This is a genomic window from Halioglobus maricola, from assembly GCF_009388985.1.
Classification (GTDB): domain Bacteria; phylum Pseudomonadota; class Gammaproteobacteria; order Pseudomonadales; family Halieaceae; genus Halioglobus; species Halioglobus maricola.
On sequence record NZ_CP036422.1, the window covers coordinates 384,409 to 401,111 of the forward strand.

Annotated in this window: 14 protein-coding genes; 5 read left to right on the plus strand and 9 right to left on the minus strand. The window is 52.1% G+C overall.

The features are described 5' to 3' along the window. Positions 1 to 15 precede the first annotated feature (15 nt). From EY643_RS01650 to rsmA, 4 genes are read right to left on the minus strand one after another with little or no spacing between them, the layout of a single operon-like run. Positions 16 to 1,242, minus strand: coding sequence for a multifunctional CCA addition/repair protein (locus tag EY643_RS01650; protein WP_152660573.1), 1,227 nt, complete (start codon positions 1,240 to 1,242; stop codon positions 16 to 18). A gap of 1 nt (position 1,243) precedes the next feature. Next, on the minus strand, positions 1,244 to 2,068 hold the full coding sequence (locus EY643_RS01655; protein WP_152660574.1) for a symmetrical bis(5'-nucleosyl)-tetraphosphatase: 825 nt from the start codon (positions 2,066 to 2,068) through the stop codon (positions 1,244 to 1,246). 1 nt (position 2,069) lies between these two features. Continuing rightward, complete coding sequence (gene apaG / locus EY643_RS01660) at positions 2,070 to 2,483, minus strand: Co2+/Mg2+ efflux protein ApaG (RefSeq protein ID WP_152660575.1); 414 nt, start codon at positions 2,481 to 2,483, stop codon at positions 2,070 to 2,072. Next, positions 2,476 to 3,270 carry a 16S rRNA (adenine(1518)-N(6)/adenine(1519)-N(6))-dimethyltransferase RsmA gene (gene rsmA / locus EY643_RS01665; RefSeq protein ID WP_152660576.1) on the minus strand — a complete coding sequence of 265 codons (795 nt, stop codon included), beginning with the start codon at positions 3,268 to 3,270 and terminating at the stop codon, positions 2,476 to 2,478. Before rsmA ends, apaG begins: the two co-directional genes overlap by 8 nt. A 111-nt stretch (positions 3,271 to 3,381) precedes the next feature. Here rsmA and EY643_RS01670 point away from each other — a divergent pair, with 111 nt between their 5' ends. Together EY643_RS01670 and EY643_RS01675 are read left to right on the plus strand one after the other, a co-directional pair. Continuing rightward, positions 3,382 to 4,161, plus strand: coding sequence for an ABC transporter permease (locus tag EY643_RS01670; protein WP_240732792.1), 780 nt, complete (start codon positions 3,382 to 3,384; stop codon positions 4,159 to 4,161). Next, entirely contained in the window at positions 4,161 to 4,874 is a 714-nt protein-coding gene (locus EY643_RS01675) for an ABC transporter ATP-binding protein (RefSeq protein WP_240732793.1), read from the plus strand. Before EY643_RS01670 ends, EY643_RS01675 begins: the two co-directional genes overlap by 1 nt. Positions 4,875 to 4,879: 5 nt before the next feature. Here the strand turns inward: EY643_RS01675 and EY643_RS01680 are convergent, their stop codons facing one another. From EY643_RS01680 to EY643_RS19625, 5 genes are all read right to left on the minus strand, one after another. Next, entirely contained in the window at positions 4,880 to 5,857 is a 978-nt protein-coding gene (locus EY643_RS01680) for a glycosyltransferase (protein ID WP_152660577.1), read from the minus strand. Position 5,858: 1 nt separating this feature from the next. Further along, positions 5,859 to 7,007, minus strand: a complete 1,149-nt coding sequence (gene glf / locus EY643_RS01685; RefSeq protein ID WP_152660578.1) for a UDP-galactopyranose mutase — start codon at positions 7,005 to 7,007, stop codon at positions 5,859 to 5,861. A gap of 25 nt (positions 7,008 to 7,032) precedes the next feature. Further along, the gene (locus tag EY643_RS01690) at positions 7,033 to 8,430 is read right to left on the minus strand and encodes an undecaprenyl-phosphate glucose phosphotransferase (RefSeq protein WP_152660579.1); all 1,398 of its coding nucleotides are present in this window, start codon (positions 8,428 to 8,430) and stop codon (positions 7,033 to 7,035) included. Between the two features lie 117 nt (positions 8,431 to 8,547). Then, positions 8,548 to 9,282 (minus strand): hypothetical protein, encoded by a 735-nt coding sequence (locus tag EY643_RS01695; protein WP_152660580.1) that lies wholly within the window; start codon positions 9,280 to 9,282, stop codon positions 8,548 to 8,550. A 352-nt stretch (positions 9,283 to 9,634) separates the two neighbouring features. Continuing rightward, positions 9,635 to 10,705: a capsular polysaccharide export protein, LipB/KpsS family gene (locus EY643_RS19625; protein ID WP_152660581.1), complete on the minus strand. Its 1,071-nt coding sequence runs from the start codon at positions 10,703 to 10,705 to the stop codon at positions 9,635 to 9,637. A 250-nt stretch (positions 10,706 to 10,955) separates the two neighbouring features. Here EY643_RS19625 and EY643_RS01705 point away from each other — a divergent pair, with 250 nt between their 5' ends. From EY643_RS01705 to EY643_RS01715, 3 genes are read left to right on the plus strand one after another with little or no spacing between them, the layout of a single operon-like run. Then, on the plus strand, positions 10,956 to 12,137 hold the full coding sequence (locus tag EY643_RS01705) for a glycosyltransferase (protein WP_152660582.1): 1,182 nt from the start codon (positions 10,956 to 10,958) through the stop codon (positions 12,135 to 12,137). 4 nt (positions 12,138 to 12,141) lie between these two features. Then, a complete protein-coding gene (locus EY643_RS01710) occupies positions 12,142 to 15,885 on the plus strand; it encodes a capsular polysaccharide export protein, LipB/KpsS family (RefSeq protein ID WP_152660583.1) in 3,744 nt (1,247 codons plus the stop codon). Then, a complete protein-coding gene (locus tag EY643_RS01715; RefSeq protein ID WP_152660584.1) occupies positions 15,882 to 16,616 on the plus strand; it encodes an FkbM family methyltransferase in 735 nt (244 codons plus the stop codon). Before EY643_RS01710 ends, EY643_RS01715 begins: the two co-directional genes overlap by 4 nt. The last annotated feature ends 87 nt before the right edge of the window (positions 16,617 to 16,703 follow it).

A 16,703-nucleotide genomic window follows, 5' to 3' on the forward strand; every position in this document is an offset into this window, starting at 1 on the left:
TTATTCAGCTATAAACTAGTCCGAGGAATTCTCAGATCGCAGCTTTTCGAGGCGCCGAATCTGTTCCTCGGCGATCGCCTCGCCAATGGCAGGCCCCTGCAGGTCTGGAAAATCGGCCGCGGAAACGTCAAGCGCCACAGCGCGAACTCGCCGCAGGTAGTCGGCCTGTGGGTAGTCCCGATCCTCGAAACCGGTGCGACCCCGGGCATCGGCCTCGCAGGCCATAATAAAGAACTCCCATTTTTCCGCCTGACGCAGGCCGCTAGTTGCGCGAAGGAGCTTGAGCAGGGTCTTGCCCCGCAGTTCCAGTGCGCGATGGCTGTGCAAATGATACTCGCAGACGGCCAGTGCCAGGTCCCGGTAGTGGTTCGGCGCCTTGAAGCGCTTGCAGACGTTGCGCACCAGCTTAACGCCGCGTTTTTCGTGTGCGATGTGGCGCGGCCATTCAGCCTCTGGCGTGGTGCCCTTACCAAGGTCGTGGACCAGGACAGCAAAGCGCACGTGCCTGGGAGCGTCCATTCTCACCGCCTGCTGCAATGACATAAGTGTATGCAGGCCTGAATCGATTTCCGGGTGATGTTCTGGTGTCTGGGGTACGCCAAACAGGGCGTCCAATTCAGGCAGTAGCTTTTGCAGTGCGCCGCACTCTCGCAGGACCTCGACAAAGACTTCCGGGTTGCGTTCACCCAGCGCGCGATCCATTTCCACCCAGATGCGCTCTACGCTGAGATGCGCCAGTTCGCCTTGAGCGACGATATCTGCCATCAAAGCTAGCGTTTCCGGTGCTACAGAGAAGCCCAGGTGATGGAAGCGGGCGGCGAAGCGGGCGGTGCGGAGCACTCTGAGGGGATCTTCGACGAAAGCGTCGGAGACGTGGCGCAACAGCCGCGCCTGAATATCCTGTTGTCCCCCATAGGGGTCGATGATCGAGCCATCGCTTGCTTTCGCCATGGCGTTAATAGTGAGATCCCTGCGTAACAGGTCTTCTTCCAGGGTTACACCCGGATCGCAGTGTACTTCGAAGCCGTGGTAGCCGTGGCCGGATTTGCGCTCGGTGCGGGCGAGGGCGTGTTCGTCCCTGGTTTTCGGGTGGAGAAAAACCGGGAAATCTTTACCGACTTGCTGAAAACCCTGGTCCAGCATCTGTTGTGGCGTAGCGCCAACGACGACCCAATCGCGCTCAATCACCGGGTAATCCAGTAGTGAGTCGCGCACAGCGCCGCCGACGAGATAGGTGTCCACCTCAGGCTACCGGTCGGCCGTTCTCGCACCGGCAGCGTGTCCAGGCGCTGGTGTCGAGACAATACAGTGACAGTGTTCCACCCCAGACGCAGCCTGTGTCCAGGCCAATCGCATTGGTCGAGCATGTGCGGCCATTCAATGAAGCCCAGTGTCCGAACAGGATCTTGTCTTTAGCGGCCTTCCGTTTTGGATGGGCGAACCAGGCGGACACCTTTTTGCCCTCGCAAGGCGGCTCCGGGCCTTTGCTCACAAGGTCGAGGTGCCCTTCTCGGGTGCAGTAGCGCATGCGGGTAAGGTAATTGGTAATGACGCGAAGCCGCTCCATGCCTTCCAGTTTTTTGTTCCAGATTGCGGGCTGGTTGCCATACATATTGCGCAGAAATTCGACGCAATCGGGGCCGCGCAGGGTCGCCTCTACTTCGCGGGCCCGCTTCAGCGCTTTCTTGATCGACCACTGTGGGGGAATGCCCGCGTGGACCAGGGTGTAGCCATGTTCGTGATGCACGAGCGGCTGGTGAATCAGCCACTCGATTAACCGGTTGCGGTCGGGGGCGTCCAGGATTTCATCCAGCGTGTCGGACTTTGATGGACGGCGTGCACCGCAGGCGACAGCCAGTAAGTGCAGGTCGTGGTTGCCGAGCACCATTACCAGGCTGTCGCGCATCTCGTACATGAACCGCAGTGTGCCCAGGCAGTCCGGGCCACGATTGACGATATCGCCAGCTGACCAGAGTACGTCTTCCGCAGGATTGAATTTCACGGTCTCCAGCACGCACTTCAAGGGTTCGAGGCACCCTTGAATGTCGCCAACGACGTAGGTGGCCACGTTAGTTCAGCGCTGTAGGTGTGTGGAGGGTGAATGCGGGAATCGGCACTTCGAAGGTGGGCAAGTCTTCTGGCGGGACGTTCATGGGCTCTCGTACAACCATGAAGTAGCTACCCTCCATATACCCGATGGCGGTCTCCAGTGTTGCGCCGCTGGTATAGCGAAACGATTCGCCGGGCGGGATGATGGGTTGCTCCCCGACAACGCCTGCACCCCGCACTTCCTGGATCTCATCGTTCGCGTCGGTGATCAGCCAGTGTCGCGATAAGAGTTGTACCGGGCTGTCACTGGCGTTGCTGATGGTGATGGTATAGGCGTAGGTGTAGTGCCCCTCGGTCGGGCTTGAATGCGAGGGCAGGTAGGTGGTGACCACGTTGATGCCGATCAGGGACGTCTTGAAAGGTATGTTAGGCATTGAGAGCGCCGGTAATTGCAATAAAGTGGCTGAGTTCGAGGGTTTCTGATCTCGCGCCTGGGTCGATACCCAGGGCGACTAGCGCATTGCTATCAATAATACCCTTGAGGTTATTGCGCAGGGTTTTTCTGCGCTGGGCAAAGGCGGCCTGGACAACCTTGCGCAGTTGCCCCTCGTCACAATCCGGCCAGGGCGATGTTGTCCGCGGTGCTAGCCTCACAATGGCGGACTGAACCTTGGGGGGAGGGAAGAAGGACTCGGGCGGCACGTCGAATAGATGGTCTATGTGGCAATGGTATTGGGCCATAATGCCCAGTCTACCCCAGTGCTTGCTTCCCGGTTCTGCCGCCAGGCGCTGCACTACCTCAAGCTGCAGCATGAAATGCATGTCTTCAATGAGCGGTGCGTTTTCCAGCAACTTAAAAATCAGCGGAGTGGAAATATTGTAGGGCAGGTTGCCGACCACCCGCAGTTTTTCGCCGTCGACGGGGAGTGCGCTGAAATCGAATTTGAGTGCATCGGCGCTGTGTAGTTTGAAGCCGGGGTAGATGCTGAATGCCGCCAGCAGGCCGGCGACCAGGTCTCGATCCAGTTCCACTACATCCAGCCGGCATCCTGTGGGCGCCAGAGTTTCAGTCAGAGCGCCCTGGCCGGGCCCGATCTCCACAATGTGGTCGTCGGGCTGGGGGTTGATCGCTCCGGCGATACGGTCGATGACGCCTTCGTCAGTAAGGAAGTTCTGACCGAAGCGTTTGCGGGGGCGGTGGCTTGAAGGCTGTTTTGACATAGGCGCATTGTACTCTGAGGAAGGGTAAATACTACCGCGAAAAGGCATTCTCCCAGTGAATTCTGTTACACTGCGGGCCTCCGAAAATGAACGTTCCGAGTGAAGATTTTCATGACTGTTTTCCAGTACTTCAGCTTAATCAACGTGCAGGCACGCATGCTGTTAAAGGCTGATGCCTCCAAATTCAAGCTGGGAGTAATGTGGTGGTTCCTTGAGCCGCTGATGTGGGTTGGTGTTTTCTATATTGTCTTCAGCCTGATTCTGGACAATGGCGCCAAGTCGGGCGATTTCATACTCTTTCTTGCCACTGGCAAGTTCGCTTTCATCTGGTTTTCGAAAACTGTGATTCAGGCGTCCGGGAGTATTGTGGCTAGCCAGGGTTTAATCGGTAAAGTGAATATGCCCAAATGGATCTGGCCCCTTTCCGCAATACAGGAGAGCTTGTACAGACAGGGTTCAGTGTATTTGCTGCTGATTATGCTCCTCGGCGTTTTCGGTATTTATCCCAGTGTCAGTTGGTTCATGATGATTCCCGTCATGCTCGGCATGTATCTACTGATTGTTGCTTGCGGGCTGATCGGAGCCTGCCTGGTTTGTATAGTCAGAGATTTCATGAAATTTATTCCTCTTGGCATGACATTCCTGCTGTTTACTTCGGGCATATTTTGGGACGTCCATGAGATTCCTAACCAGGAAAAGGCGCAGATGTTGCTAACGTTCAACCCTTTGGCGTTCATGATTGATGCTCACCGACAGGTCCTGCTCAATAGTGCATCACCTGATATGTCACACCTTTTGGTTCTTGCTCTCGTATGTCTTGCGCTGATTGTGTTGACGATCGCTTATATGCAGCGTTATACACACTATCTAGCATTGAAGGTGTTGACCTGATGATGGAAGAACAGCGTAATTTGATGCTCGAGTTACAGAATGTTTTCCTGAACTTTCATTCGAGCAAGGGAACCTTCGACAGCGGTGTTCACCATGTGCTGGATGACGTGTCATTCAAGCTCTATGAAAATGAAACGCTGGGCATTATCGGTCGCAATGGTGTGGGTAAAACTACCATGTTGCGAATTATGGCGGACATTCTTGCCCCCACGAGTGGGGTCGTGAGGAAACGTCCGGGCAAGACGGCTTCATTGCTCACTATCGGTTTGGGTCATAAAGTTGATCTCAGTGGTAGGGATAACGCGCTTCTCTCGGCAATGCTGCAGGGTGCCAGTCGAGAAGAAGCCGAGGGATTTCTCGAGGAAATCAAGGAGTTTTCTGAACTGGGCGATTCATTTGAAGAGCCAGTGAAAAACTACTCCTCGGGTATGAAGTCTCGTCTGGGTTTCACCACCGCATTGTTATCGCGTGTAGATATTTTGCTGGTAGATGAAATACTAAGCGTAGGTGACGCCGAATTTCGCGCCAAGGCTGAGAGGGCAATGAAAGAGCGGATTATGGGCAATCAGACCGTGGTCTTTGTTTCTCATTCAGACCAACAAGTGAAGGCATTGTGTGATCGAGTGATCTGGATCGATGGTGGCAAGATATGTGGTGAGGGTAACCCAGATGAAGTTATTAGCGCCTATCGAAAATCGCTGCGGCCCAGTTAGTTTTCTCAGTCTTCTGCTGTTGCCAGCGAAACGACTTCCGAGTGCTTTTTCTCAAAATTTCGCCTAAGCCCGTCCCAGACAGCATTCCTCGTCAGGCGGAGAAATATTGATCGTTCTTCCTTCGGGTAGTGGCGACAGGTAAGGAAAAAGCCTGGAATCTTGATCAGCAGCACTAATGGGAAGAAGACGCCTGAAGCAATACGAAAAAGTTCCAGTCGATTCCGATAGGTGTAAAAGACTTTCCATAGAGGGTAGTAAACATCCCGCTGATTGATCAGAGTCTCGCAGTCGTGCCGAAAACGTATAGTGGGGACGAACCAGTGACGGAAGCCTGCCAAGCGCGAGCCAAGAACATAGATAATGTCGTCGGCGTAAATAAATAACTCGCTGCGTGGTAGGCCTATTTTGCCTGAACGGATATTTTCCAGCCGGATGAAACAGCCTACGAAAGACGAGGAGTCAACCTCCAGAGGGGCTTTGCTTGCATAGGCCTGATCATCAACATGAAACCCGGCGCGACCTTTTCCAGCGGTGCCGAAGAATTCCCTGAAATGCCAAAAGGGATTCATGCTTGGCCTGTTCATCTCGCTGATGCGCTTGCCGTCCGGCAGGTAGACTGAGGCGGCCAGTGACCCGACGTCATCAGGGATATCCAGAGCGGCAAAAGTGTCAGTCGCCCCTCGTTCGGGGTAAGCGTCGTCGTCAAAACAGACCAGCCAGTCGGCCTCTGGGATATTGCTTGCCGCATAGGAAAATCCCAGATTGAAACCTCCAGCCCCGCCGAGATTCTTCTCACTGTGAATGATCTCTAGACGATCATCCTCGACACTGTTCAGCCATAGATCAGTGCCGTCGGTAGATGCGTTGTTGACGATCACTACTCTGAAAAAGCTGTTCTCCAGCGTTTTTTCGAGGGTCAGCTTCAATTTTTCGAGACGATTAAATGTGACGATGACAGCGACGAGTTTTCTAGACTGGGTCATGTCAAATCGGCTCTACAAAAAAGGCGGGGATCTTGGCCTCGTCTCGCTGAAGGCTCAAAAAGCGATCCGCAGCCTCCATGGCTTCAGCGATGGTCACGTCCATGTCCAGGTAGCGATATGTGCCGAGGCGTCCGACAAAACTCACACCCGGCTCCTCGCGAGCCAGTTCGACGTACTGGCTGAGCATTGCTTGCTCTTCGGTGAGTCTGATTGGGTAATAGGGGATATCATCAGGCCCGCACTCGCGGCTGTACTCTGCGAAGCAAATGGTCTTCGTGTGCTCTTCCCAAGGGGAGAAATATCTGTGTTCAGTTATCCGGGTGTATGGCACTGTTGCGTCGCCGTAGTTCATCACCGCGCAGCCCTGATAGTCACCGTCGGCGCGAATTTCTTCAAAGTCGAGAGTACGATATCCAAGACGGCCGTACTGATGGTCGAAATAAGCATCAACCGGCCCGCTGTAGAATACGTGGTCGTAATTGCCGGTGTCGCTTCGCTTGAACTGCGTGTTCAGCGACACGGAGATGGCAGGGTGATCGAGGATCTTCTCCACGATAGCTGTATAACCCTCTTTCGGCATACCCTGGTACTTATGGAAGAAGTAATTGTCATCGTAATTAAAGCGTACCGGGAGGCGCTTGAGAATGCTTGCAGGCAACTGGGTGGGGGAGCATCCCCACTGTTTCTCAGTGTACCCCTTGAAGAACGCTTCGTAGAGGTCCTTGCCGACGAACCTGAGCGCCTGTTCCTCGAAAGTCTGGGGGTTCTCAATGCTGAGATCCGCTTGGGTCTCAATAAATTCCCGTGCCTCTGTCGGTGAAAAAGTCTTGCCAAAAAACTGGTTAATCGTCAGCAGGTTAACCGGAAGGCTGAAAACTTTACCGCCGCTGGTTGTCTTAACCCTGTTGGTAAAGGGCATAAACTCGGTGAACTGGTTCAGGTAGTCCCACACTTTCTCATTATCGGTGTGAAATATATGGGGTCCGTAGCGGTGGACCATCACGCCTGTCTTGTCATCTCGCTCTGTGTGGCAATTGCCTGCGAGATGCGGCCTGGCGTCAACGACCTTTACTCGATATCCGTGCTCGGCAAGCTGCCGGGCAATGACGGCGCCTGAAAATCCTGCGCCAACTACTGCGATTGTTTCCATTGGATGGTCTCTACCTATCGTTTTTCTAGTAGGCATTTTTGTGCACAAAGCCCTTGAAGGCTGTCATCAGTATGATTTTGAGGTCTAGCCAGAGAGACCAGTTGTCGATGTAGTACAGATCGTGTTCGATACGTTTTTCGAGGTCTGTATTGCCTCGCCAGCCGTTGATCTGGGCCCAGCCAGTGATTCCTGCCTTGACCATGTGTTTTTGCATGTAGCGTGGTACTTCGTCCTTGAACTGCTCAACAAACACTGGTCGCTCGGGACGCGGCCCAACTATCGACATATCTCCCTTCAGTACGTTCCAGAACTGAGGTAGTTCATCGAGAGAGGTTTTGCGAAGAAAGCCACCAATGACAGTAGCTCGTTGCTCTCCGCTGGATGCCCAGACCGGCCCTGAATCGGCCTCAACATTGACGGGCATTGTGCGAAACTTATACATGTTGAAACGGCGATTATTCCAGCTAACCCGCTCCTGGTGATACAGCACCGGGCCCGGGCTGCTTATTTTTACCGCCAAGGCAATAAAGAGAAGAAGAGGGCTGAGAACCAGCAGCAAGAGAGATGAAATGACTTTGTCCTCTATCGCCTTTATCCAGCGATTCACGCCGTCCATTGGGGTTACTGAAAGGTTTATCACCGAAATATTTGCAACCGTGCTAATGGAGTGGTTGATCAGGCGAAAGCCGAATAGGTCCGGAATCAATCGAACATCTGCTGTCGCATCGCGTAACTGTTCCATCACCTCTTTAATGAGCTCTTCTTCCTTAAACGGCATCGCCAGCCAGATCTGGTCGACATGGTGGGAGCGCACATACTGCAGCCCGCTAGCGATGTCGCCCTGTTGCGCTTTGTCGGGGGCCTGGGTGGTCGGAGAGGACGCGAAATAGCCTGCGACGTTGAACCCTGCTTCGGGAGATGCCCGCAGTTGGTCCAGAACTCGCTCGCCTACATCGCCGCTGGCGAGAATGACCACGTGTCTGAGGTTATATCCCTTCGCCCGCATCCGCCGGAGGACACTGCGCAACGAAAATCGAAGACATATCAACCCGCCAGCGCCGCCGAAATACCAGATAAGCAGCCACGCCCGTGAGAAAGAGGCAGATGTCTTTGTAATGACAGAGAGAATGATTAGAACTGCGAATATGGTGGTCCAGGCAAGCAGAAGGGAGACAAATTCCTGCATGTAGTCCTCGCCTCGCCATGTTCGATAGAGGTCGAATGCATGGAATCCCACGAGCTGCAGTAGAATGGAGAAAAGTACAGCGATTTGATAGTAAAGTACGTTGGGTGGCCCTGATGATGGCCCAAAGACAATTGCATATCCGAGTGCACAGAAGCCGAGCGAGACAGCCACATCGGTCACTCGCATGAGCCAGAGCAGTAGCTCCGAGTGTTCGCGCAAGTGGCCTCGAGATTTCATTGTTGAATAGTTTCCTTTGCTAACAATAGCTTAGGGAGGTAAGTGTGCAAAATTTTACCACTGGCCAGCTTCTCCGGCTATAAGTCTGAAGGTAAATCAGCGTGTTCCGGCGGAACGCTAGGTGATCCTTTGGAACAGCAGTTTGATACGGCGCCATTGGGCTGCAAGCCGTGAGGTAATTTGCAGAGGACCTTCTTTGGAGCGTGCCTCGTCCAGTAATTTCTGTAGTTCTGTCTCGGTGGCGCCGACCTCAGGTCGCTGGGAGCCCTCGCGTTGGCTTGTCTCGCTCTTCGCCGGCAATAAATCGTATATCCTATGACCTAGCTCTCTGGCGAGTTTCTCGGCGTTTCTGTTGAAATGTGCGATCTCCTCTGGGCTCAGTTCGCTGCTGCGATACTTTTCTCCAGGGAGCGCCTCAATTGACTTCTGCAGCGAGCGGGGGCGGACATTCGCATGCAGGGGATACAATTTATTCAGCAGGAGCAGGCACTCCACGGCTCGAGCCGATAGTGATGGGTTGCGCCGCTCCTCTGGGAGCCCCATAGCCTCGAGGTCCGGCAGGGAAAATTCCCGTAGGAAAGTGCTTGTTAGTCCTGCCTTTGCAGCATCTTCAAACTTGATAAATCGAGTGCTATCGATGCCAAAAACGCGAGTTAATTTTCTGGGATAGTCGAAGTAGCGTCTTGCTGCGGTTGCGTAGCTGGTGGGTTCGGTAATCAGGCCTGAACGCGCCGCCTGCGCGGTATTGGAGTCCATCCAACTATGAATCTCGCGGCAGAAATACGCCGCAGAAACCGGCGCATACTGACCCAGGAACACTTTGAGTTCTCTCAGGTTGGATTCAGGGAGCATGCTAATTTGCTCAGCCGAAATCACTACGGTGGCACCATTTGCTGTGCTGAGCTCCCGGTGCATTCTGTACAGAGTTAGGCGACGAAGCAGTCGTGTGCTCGTTTTCCCTAATCCATGGCGCCGATTTCGGTGCCAATTCCAGGGCTCGTCCATGAAGGCAGAGTAGATGTCACCGTGCTCCGGACCAATTCCAAGATAACGAATGCCGAATGCATTGAGTACTTTCCGGTTCTTAAACAGCGTATGTTGAATAGAGGTGGAGCCAGTCTTATGCGGCCCGACGTGAAGAAGAATTTGGCGCGGCGGGCTTCTCACTTTCGCGGTTCCACCCCTGGATCGTTAGTTGACCTGCTCAAGATTGATAGCCTTTTGGAAGCACTTGATACTGCTTAAGCCATTGAACAAGTTTGTCTGTCTCCTCGTTTGTCTCCCAAAAATTGGTGCTGATCTGCTTAGTGAGCAGGAAATAGAGAAATTGATCCACTTTGTCGGTGTCAGCTTCCCACTCATTGAGCTCTGTGAGGCGTGAAGTGTCGTCTTGGCACTCCAGTGAGACGTGGTGCCCAGTATTAAACCCGGTGCCCAGAGAGGCGCATTTCTTGCCGTAGAGAAGGGCTTCCAGCATAACCGTGGAATTGCTGCTGATAACTGATTTTGCATGAATGAGCAGGAAGCGAAGATCGCGATTTTCAGGTGCCAGCAAGATGTTCTTGTCAGCCACTGTGTTCCGGGTGTTTTTGTCCAGAGGGTGGAGCTTGAATATGATTTTTTCGCCGGGTAAAAAACCTTCAATCGCATCAATCATTTGCTGGTTGTCATCAAATGGGCATAGTTCGAACGCCGTATCGGTTTCTAGCTGCAGAGGCACAAAGATGAAATCTGACTGGCCAACCACCTGATCGGTGGCTGCCTTGGTGTTCTGGTCCACTACGGTATCCCAGCGCACTTTGATGAAATTGTGTGCTGTGTAGAATTCCCTGAACTTTGCTAGCTTCTCTGCTTCATTGGCCTTGAGTGGGTGCAAGTTGGCCTGCCGTACCGAAGACCGTCCATGTACACCGACATCGTCGAAATAGACATTCTTGTTCTGAGGGAAAAACCCTACCTCGCAGTAGACTCGCTTATGGAGAGGGATTGCCTCAGTGGCTGCCCGGATTTCCGGCCACATTCCGTTGGGGATAATGATTTTACGGTAGGGGGTGCAGTCTTCTCCAGGCTGCAGGAAGTGGATGGGGAGCTGAAGACGCTTGCTTATGTTGACCAGGAAGGGCGTGATGACGGGGTGCTGAAAGTACAAGAACCCGATGTCCGAAGGACGCCATCGGCGGTAAAATGGTTGCTTCTTAACCGCATACCAGAATGTAAATTTTAGCCTCAGGCCCCTGAGGCGGACTTTGAAATAGTTTCTACTGAGACCTAACATTCTGATGAGTTGTCGATACCTTGGTCGGTGTTGGAATCAGCGGCGTTCATGAATGCCTCTTTGGTCGCTTAATTGCGAGATTAGGGGCCTGAATTTGGTTATAGTATCGGTATTGCCCAGTCGCTTCCATAGTAGCGGGCCTTCTCTATCTTCACGCCTGCGAAAGCCGGTTTCACCGTTTCTCCAAGGTGACTTTGATAGAAATTGAACATAAGCCCTGCGGTGGGTTATATCTGGCGATGAAACACATATGAGAATAGTCTTTTTTGTTCCTTGGCTCACCCAGGGCCGAGGAGGAACCGAAAGCATCGGTTCATTGATCGCCAGTGGTATGGCTGCCCGTGGCCACAGCGTTTTTATATACACCTTTGATGATTTGTGGCGGGAGAGTCAGTGGCAGTTGGACGGTTCGATTGCCATCCGCCGCGTCCCAGAAGCCAGGGACGACAGCTCGACGCTGCAGACGCTATTGGAGTTACAGGTAGACCGCCCGGACCTGATAGTTGGCCTGCATATGAACAGGGAGTTCTTCCGCTATGTCTATTATGCGTGGCGCCTTGATGTTCCCGTTGTTCTCTCTGAGCACATCAATCCAGAATACCCTAGAAAGATTGGTCGTTTTGGCAAACGTGAGCGCGAAATTATCTTCGAGGGTGCGAATCGTATCCATGTGTTGTTGCCAGAGTTCATCGAAACTATTCCCACTCACTTGAGGGAGCGGGCGGTGTCGATAGGTAACACTATTCATGGGGAAGACCTGATTCAGCAAAGGTCCGAAAGACAGAAGCAGGTGCTCACGGTTGCTCGCCTTGTCCCACGGAAACAAGTCGACGTGCTTATCGATGCATTTGCAAAGGTGGCTGATCTGTACCCTGAATGGAATCTAGTTATTGCGGGCTATGGGGAGCAGGAGCAGGAGTTAGTCAGGCAAGCGTCAAAATTGGGTGTATCTGAGCACGTTGAATTTCTAGGTAAGACTGATCAGGTCTACCCGCTGTATGAGTCGGCATCGATATTCGTTTTGCCGAGCGAAACTGAAGGCTTTGGCCTCACCTTAACGGAGGCCATGGCGCATGGACTTCCCGCTGTCGGTTTCGCCGATTGTGAGGGGGTGAATACCCAGATTGTCTCCGGTGAAACTGGCCTGCTGGTTGGAAGTGAAGATAAGTGTGGAAATCTGGCTGGTGCCTTGTCTTCGCTAATGGGCAATGTTGAGTTGCGGGAAAGAACTGGCGCCGCTGGCAAGCTGCGCTATGAATCACTTTACTCGAATAGAGTCGTATTCGATCAATGGGAGACGTTTTTGCGCGAGGTCTGTGACGAAAGAGGGCATAGGCTCCGCAGCGGAGATGACCTGACACCGGAAGAAAGGAAGCTGAAAGCGGCCCTTGAAGGCGGGCTGGATGACTATAGGGAAGAGTTGCTAGGTTAGTGATATGACTGTGTTACACGACAAAATTTATTCGAGATTCAAAAGCATCGTAGATGCTCGCCAGACCTCGCGTCCGGAGCTTGATATAAGAGAATTTGTTTCGAGTATAGCCAGCTCGAGTATCACCTTTGGATATATAAGCAGAAACTTCTCTCAAGGTTACCCTGCAAACCTGAGGAAGCTTTTCCCGGCTAGCGTTGGCTTCGATTCGGAGCAAGCGATGTCCAGTGAGTGGGCCGCGATACCCAGGGCGCCTGTAGACAACGAAAAACTTGATCCGCATGTGGGCACTGAGAGAATCCTCGATAACTTTGAGCCCGACGATAATGTTCTATTTTTTGAGCAAGGGTTTGTCGCTTCGGCAGCGAGTTGGAGCCATTCGTTTCGTGAGCAAAAGATCGAATTCGCCTGCCTCGCCTATATGTTTGACGATCTTGCATTCTACTATATGTCGGAATACGAGAACCGCCTCACGAGAAAACTGAACTCAACATCGAAGCCCGATGCTCATGAGTTTGCTCGTGCTGATGCGGTCATAAACAAACTCGTGTCGGAGAAAATATCGAAGTACAACTCACAGCCTGATTACCGTGCGGTAATCGGCGAGCCTGGGAAGCGCAAGGTACTTGTGATCGACCAGTCATACGGTGATTCATCGACTCACTATGGCTTGGCTGAGGACTCTGTATTCGAGGAAATGCTGCTTGCGGCGATTAAAGAAAATCCCGATGCCGATGTGATTGTAAAAACCCACCCTGACAGTATCTACGAAAAGGACACTCGGGCGGGTTATTACAGCGGCCTTAGGGACTTCGAGAATGTCTATTTTTTCCGCCAGCCGATTAACCCATTCTCTCTATTTGAGATGGTTGAGAAGGTATATGTGGCGACGAGCGGCGTGGGCCTTGAAGCCCTTTTGGCAGGCAAGCCGGTCGTGTGTTTTGGCGCGCCGTTTTACTCCGGCTGGGGCTTGACTGACGATCGACAGTCAGTGCCACACAGGCAACGTCAGCGCAGTCTCACTGAACTTTTCCATTACACCTATATTTGGTATACGCACTACTTTACGCCACTCTCTGACGGCGAGTGCCAGATTGAGGAGGCGTTGGACTACATAACTCGATACAGATCTATGGAGACACGCCCGGACTTGCCTGACAGTCATAACCCCGTTCGAGTGTCGGTTATTGTGCCAGCCTACAATGCGCAGTCCTTTCTTGGGCAGACTCTGGATTCTCTGCTGGAACAAACATTGGTAGCGATTGAGATCATCGTCCTCAATGACGGTTCCAGCGACGGCACCCTGACACTGATTCAGCGCTACGCCGCCCATGACAAGCGGGTTCGCTGTGTAGATCTCAAGGAAAACATCGGGCAGGGGTTTGCGAGAAATCAGGGAATAGCAATGTCGCTTGGCGACTACGTGTTTTTTCTGGATTCTGATGATTATCTTCTGAATAGCAGTGTGCTGGAATCGGTCTATCGGAAAGCAGCTGAAACAGAAGCCGATATGGTACGTATGCGTAAGGCTTACGAAGCTCTGGAAGACGGGTCAGGGCGTTTTGTAGGCAAGCGAGATGATGCATGCGAGGAATTTTTCAATGCACCTTTTTCGGAAACCCGTATTGAAGATTCTCCCTTCTTGTTCCAGAACCGACATTTTTGGACGTTTCTATATCGCCGTGAATTTTTGTTGGATAACGAGATCGAATTTTCTACTCCACAGTGGGAAGAACGACCGTTCTTGACAAGGTCGTTACTGAGTGCGGCCAAAATAGCTGATTCCCATGTCCCTGCTATTGTCTATCGAGTTCGAAGAGACTCAACTGCGAGGAGGGTTAAAAAAGCCCGCGACTTACAATTTCAACTTCAGAACTATCGGGAGACCATGGAAGCGCTAAGCGCGGCCGGTGTCGAACTAAAGCCGGCAAAGGCCATGGTTTCCACCCAGATAGTGCATGCGTTGTTCTACGGTTGGTACTGGGAGACTCTTCAAAGCCTGCCAGCGAGCGAAAAATCCGATCAACTGGCTAAAGTGCAAACTCTCCTGTCTTCTTCTTTATTCTCACCGGAGGAGATGAGCGCTGACGCTTATAATGTAAGTAAGATTCGTTTTGCGGGCTATGAATATCAATTGCTGCTGGCACTGGCTTCCAGCGGGCTGTGGCATCAGGTGGACAGGGTTCTGGCGGGAGAGACCTTTTCGGCGCGTGAGATGTACGAATTGATTAAAGGGCCCGAAGTCGCACTCGCCTGGTCTGCCAATCACTTCAGTAAGTACTCGCAGAAGAGGCTGACTTACGATTTCAATGCCGGCGACGCAGCGATCAGGCCACGTATCATTTTGCATATTGGCTCCACGAAGACAGGAAGCACCTATCTGCAGCATTTCTGTGATCTCAATCGGGCGGAATTGCTGAATCGCGGAATTTGGTTCCCTGAGTTTGGACAATTTTGGCAGAGCAGTCGTCCGCATAAACAGGCGGGGCATTCAGAATTTATTCATGCCGCCCACAAAAGGGACTATAGCCTGCGGGATAGAATTCTTGCCGGCGAGGCCATAACGGGCAAGAAAATTGAATCGGTTGTGTTGTCTTCGGAAGCCTTTTTCCTTATGCAGAGGCCCGGAGTTCTACTCGACTATTTTAGTGGGTTTGACGTCACGGTAGTTGCCTACCTCCGGCAGCAGGAAGAATGGGCACGCTCTCAATACGCCGAATTTGTCGCGGGTGGCGCTATAGGTAAAGTCAGTGACTCTTTCTCAGATTGGATAGATCAAGACATTACTCGTAGTCGACTCGTGTACGACAAAAAGTTGGATTCATGGGCGCGTTTTGTCGGACGGGAAAATGTGGTGGTTCGTCGCTACAGCAAGGAATATTTGCTTGGCGGGGATTTGGTAGAGGATTTCTTTTCTTCAATTGGCCTGGAAGACGCTGCCGGGTTTGAGCGTCCACCAGAGCTCCAGCACAACAAAGCGGTCATTTCTTCCAGGCATCTTCCTCTCATTAGGGCGTTGAACAGATTCTCATATTCTTCGGCTGAGACTTACTTTGATTTCATAGATAGGGTGGAAGCTAAATTAGCGCACTTGGATGCTTCGGATTCTCGGAATGAATTCTTGAAAAGCCTTCCTGTCGATCTTGAACAGGCTATAGATAAGGGTAACGCATATATCGCCGAGGCCTACCTGAAAGAAGCCACAGGACCGCTGTACCCTGCCGTCATCAAAGAACGAGCGCAATCTGACCTGGTGCCTTTGAAAGTTACCTCTGAAGAAGCGGAAGCTATTCTTGACGCATATACAGAAGCAACAAGTAAGAGTAGCGATGTTCTATCTTTTGAGATGCCTTCACACTCGCTAGATGATGAACCTGTTTTCAACCTGGGGTACTTCAGTTGGCGACGCCAGTTGAAACGGCTGATCCGAAGATATTACAGAGATCGGTTGTCTGCGGAAGAATTGCTGTTGTTCGATTCGAACGTGGGCAGGCTTCAGGCAGAAACCGGCTCGCGTGTGTTACGCACACTAATCCCCTATTTTTATTCTCAGGGGTCCGTTTACGGGTTTCTAAAGTGGAGGGCACTCCTGACGCCCTATGTGTCCCGTCTAATTCTCAAGTTCTGGGGGGCAGCCAAGTATGATGAGTATATCGAAAGTCCGGTGAAGTTCGTCCGTCATCACAATAAACCAGTGTTGGTCATTTTGGGGCGGATTTTGTATCCGATGGGAGAACTTCGGCCATGAGTGTTAAATTTGTGAGACGTATGCGCAGGAAATGGCGTTCCGCTGCTGGGGCTTTAGCTGGCAAACCTATGCCTGCTGGTCGATTTGGTATTACGTTGGATCCGAATGATGGGTTCTGCAAACCCGATTTTTTCGGTAGCCTCGAACTTGAGGTTGACTGCGTTATCGATGTGGGCGTCCAAAGAGGAACTGACTGGCTATACAAGTCATTTCCTAAAGCGAAGTTTCTACTGGTTGATCCGCACCCTGGAGGTGAGGAGATGCTTCATTCTCCACCTGAGAGCTACAAGTTTATTGAAGTTGGTCTCAGCGGCTCACCAGGGAAAGCCGTTCTAGATCTCAGGGGGCCTCGGTCGTCGCTAAACGAGTGGAGCGCGAAGGCGCCACATCAGAGCGCGGGAAAGCATGAAGTCAGCCTGATAACTCTGGATCAATTGATTGAAGCGGAAGCTCCCACAGATAAGATTGGGTTGAAAATCGATACAGAAGGCCATGAGTGCCAGGTCATCTCTGGCTTGGACAATTATCGGGAAAATATCCAGTTTTTAGTGTGTGAATCCAGCATTCGGAAGCGTTTTCAAGAGAGTTATCGTTTCTCTGAATTGATAGCCCTGTTATCGAGCAAGGGGTTTGAGCTCTATAATTTTGTTTCCCCCCAGATAGCTCGTCCTACTCACTACGACTGCATTTTCTTGCCGACTGACCACGAACTGTTCTCTATTGGAGTTTAGTAATTTCTGGCGGTCCCAAATACGAGCGTCGTATGCGTTAACTCTGTCCTGGCGAAGAGGCAGCTTGGGATTCTCCCACAGTCTTCG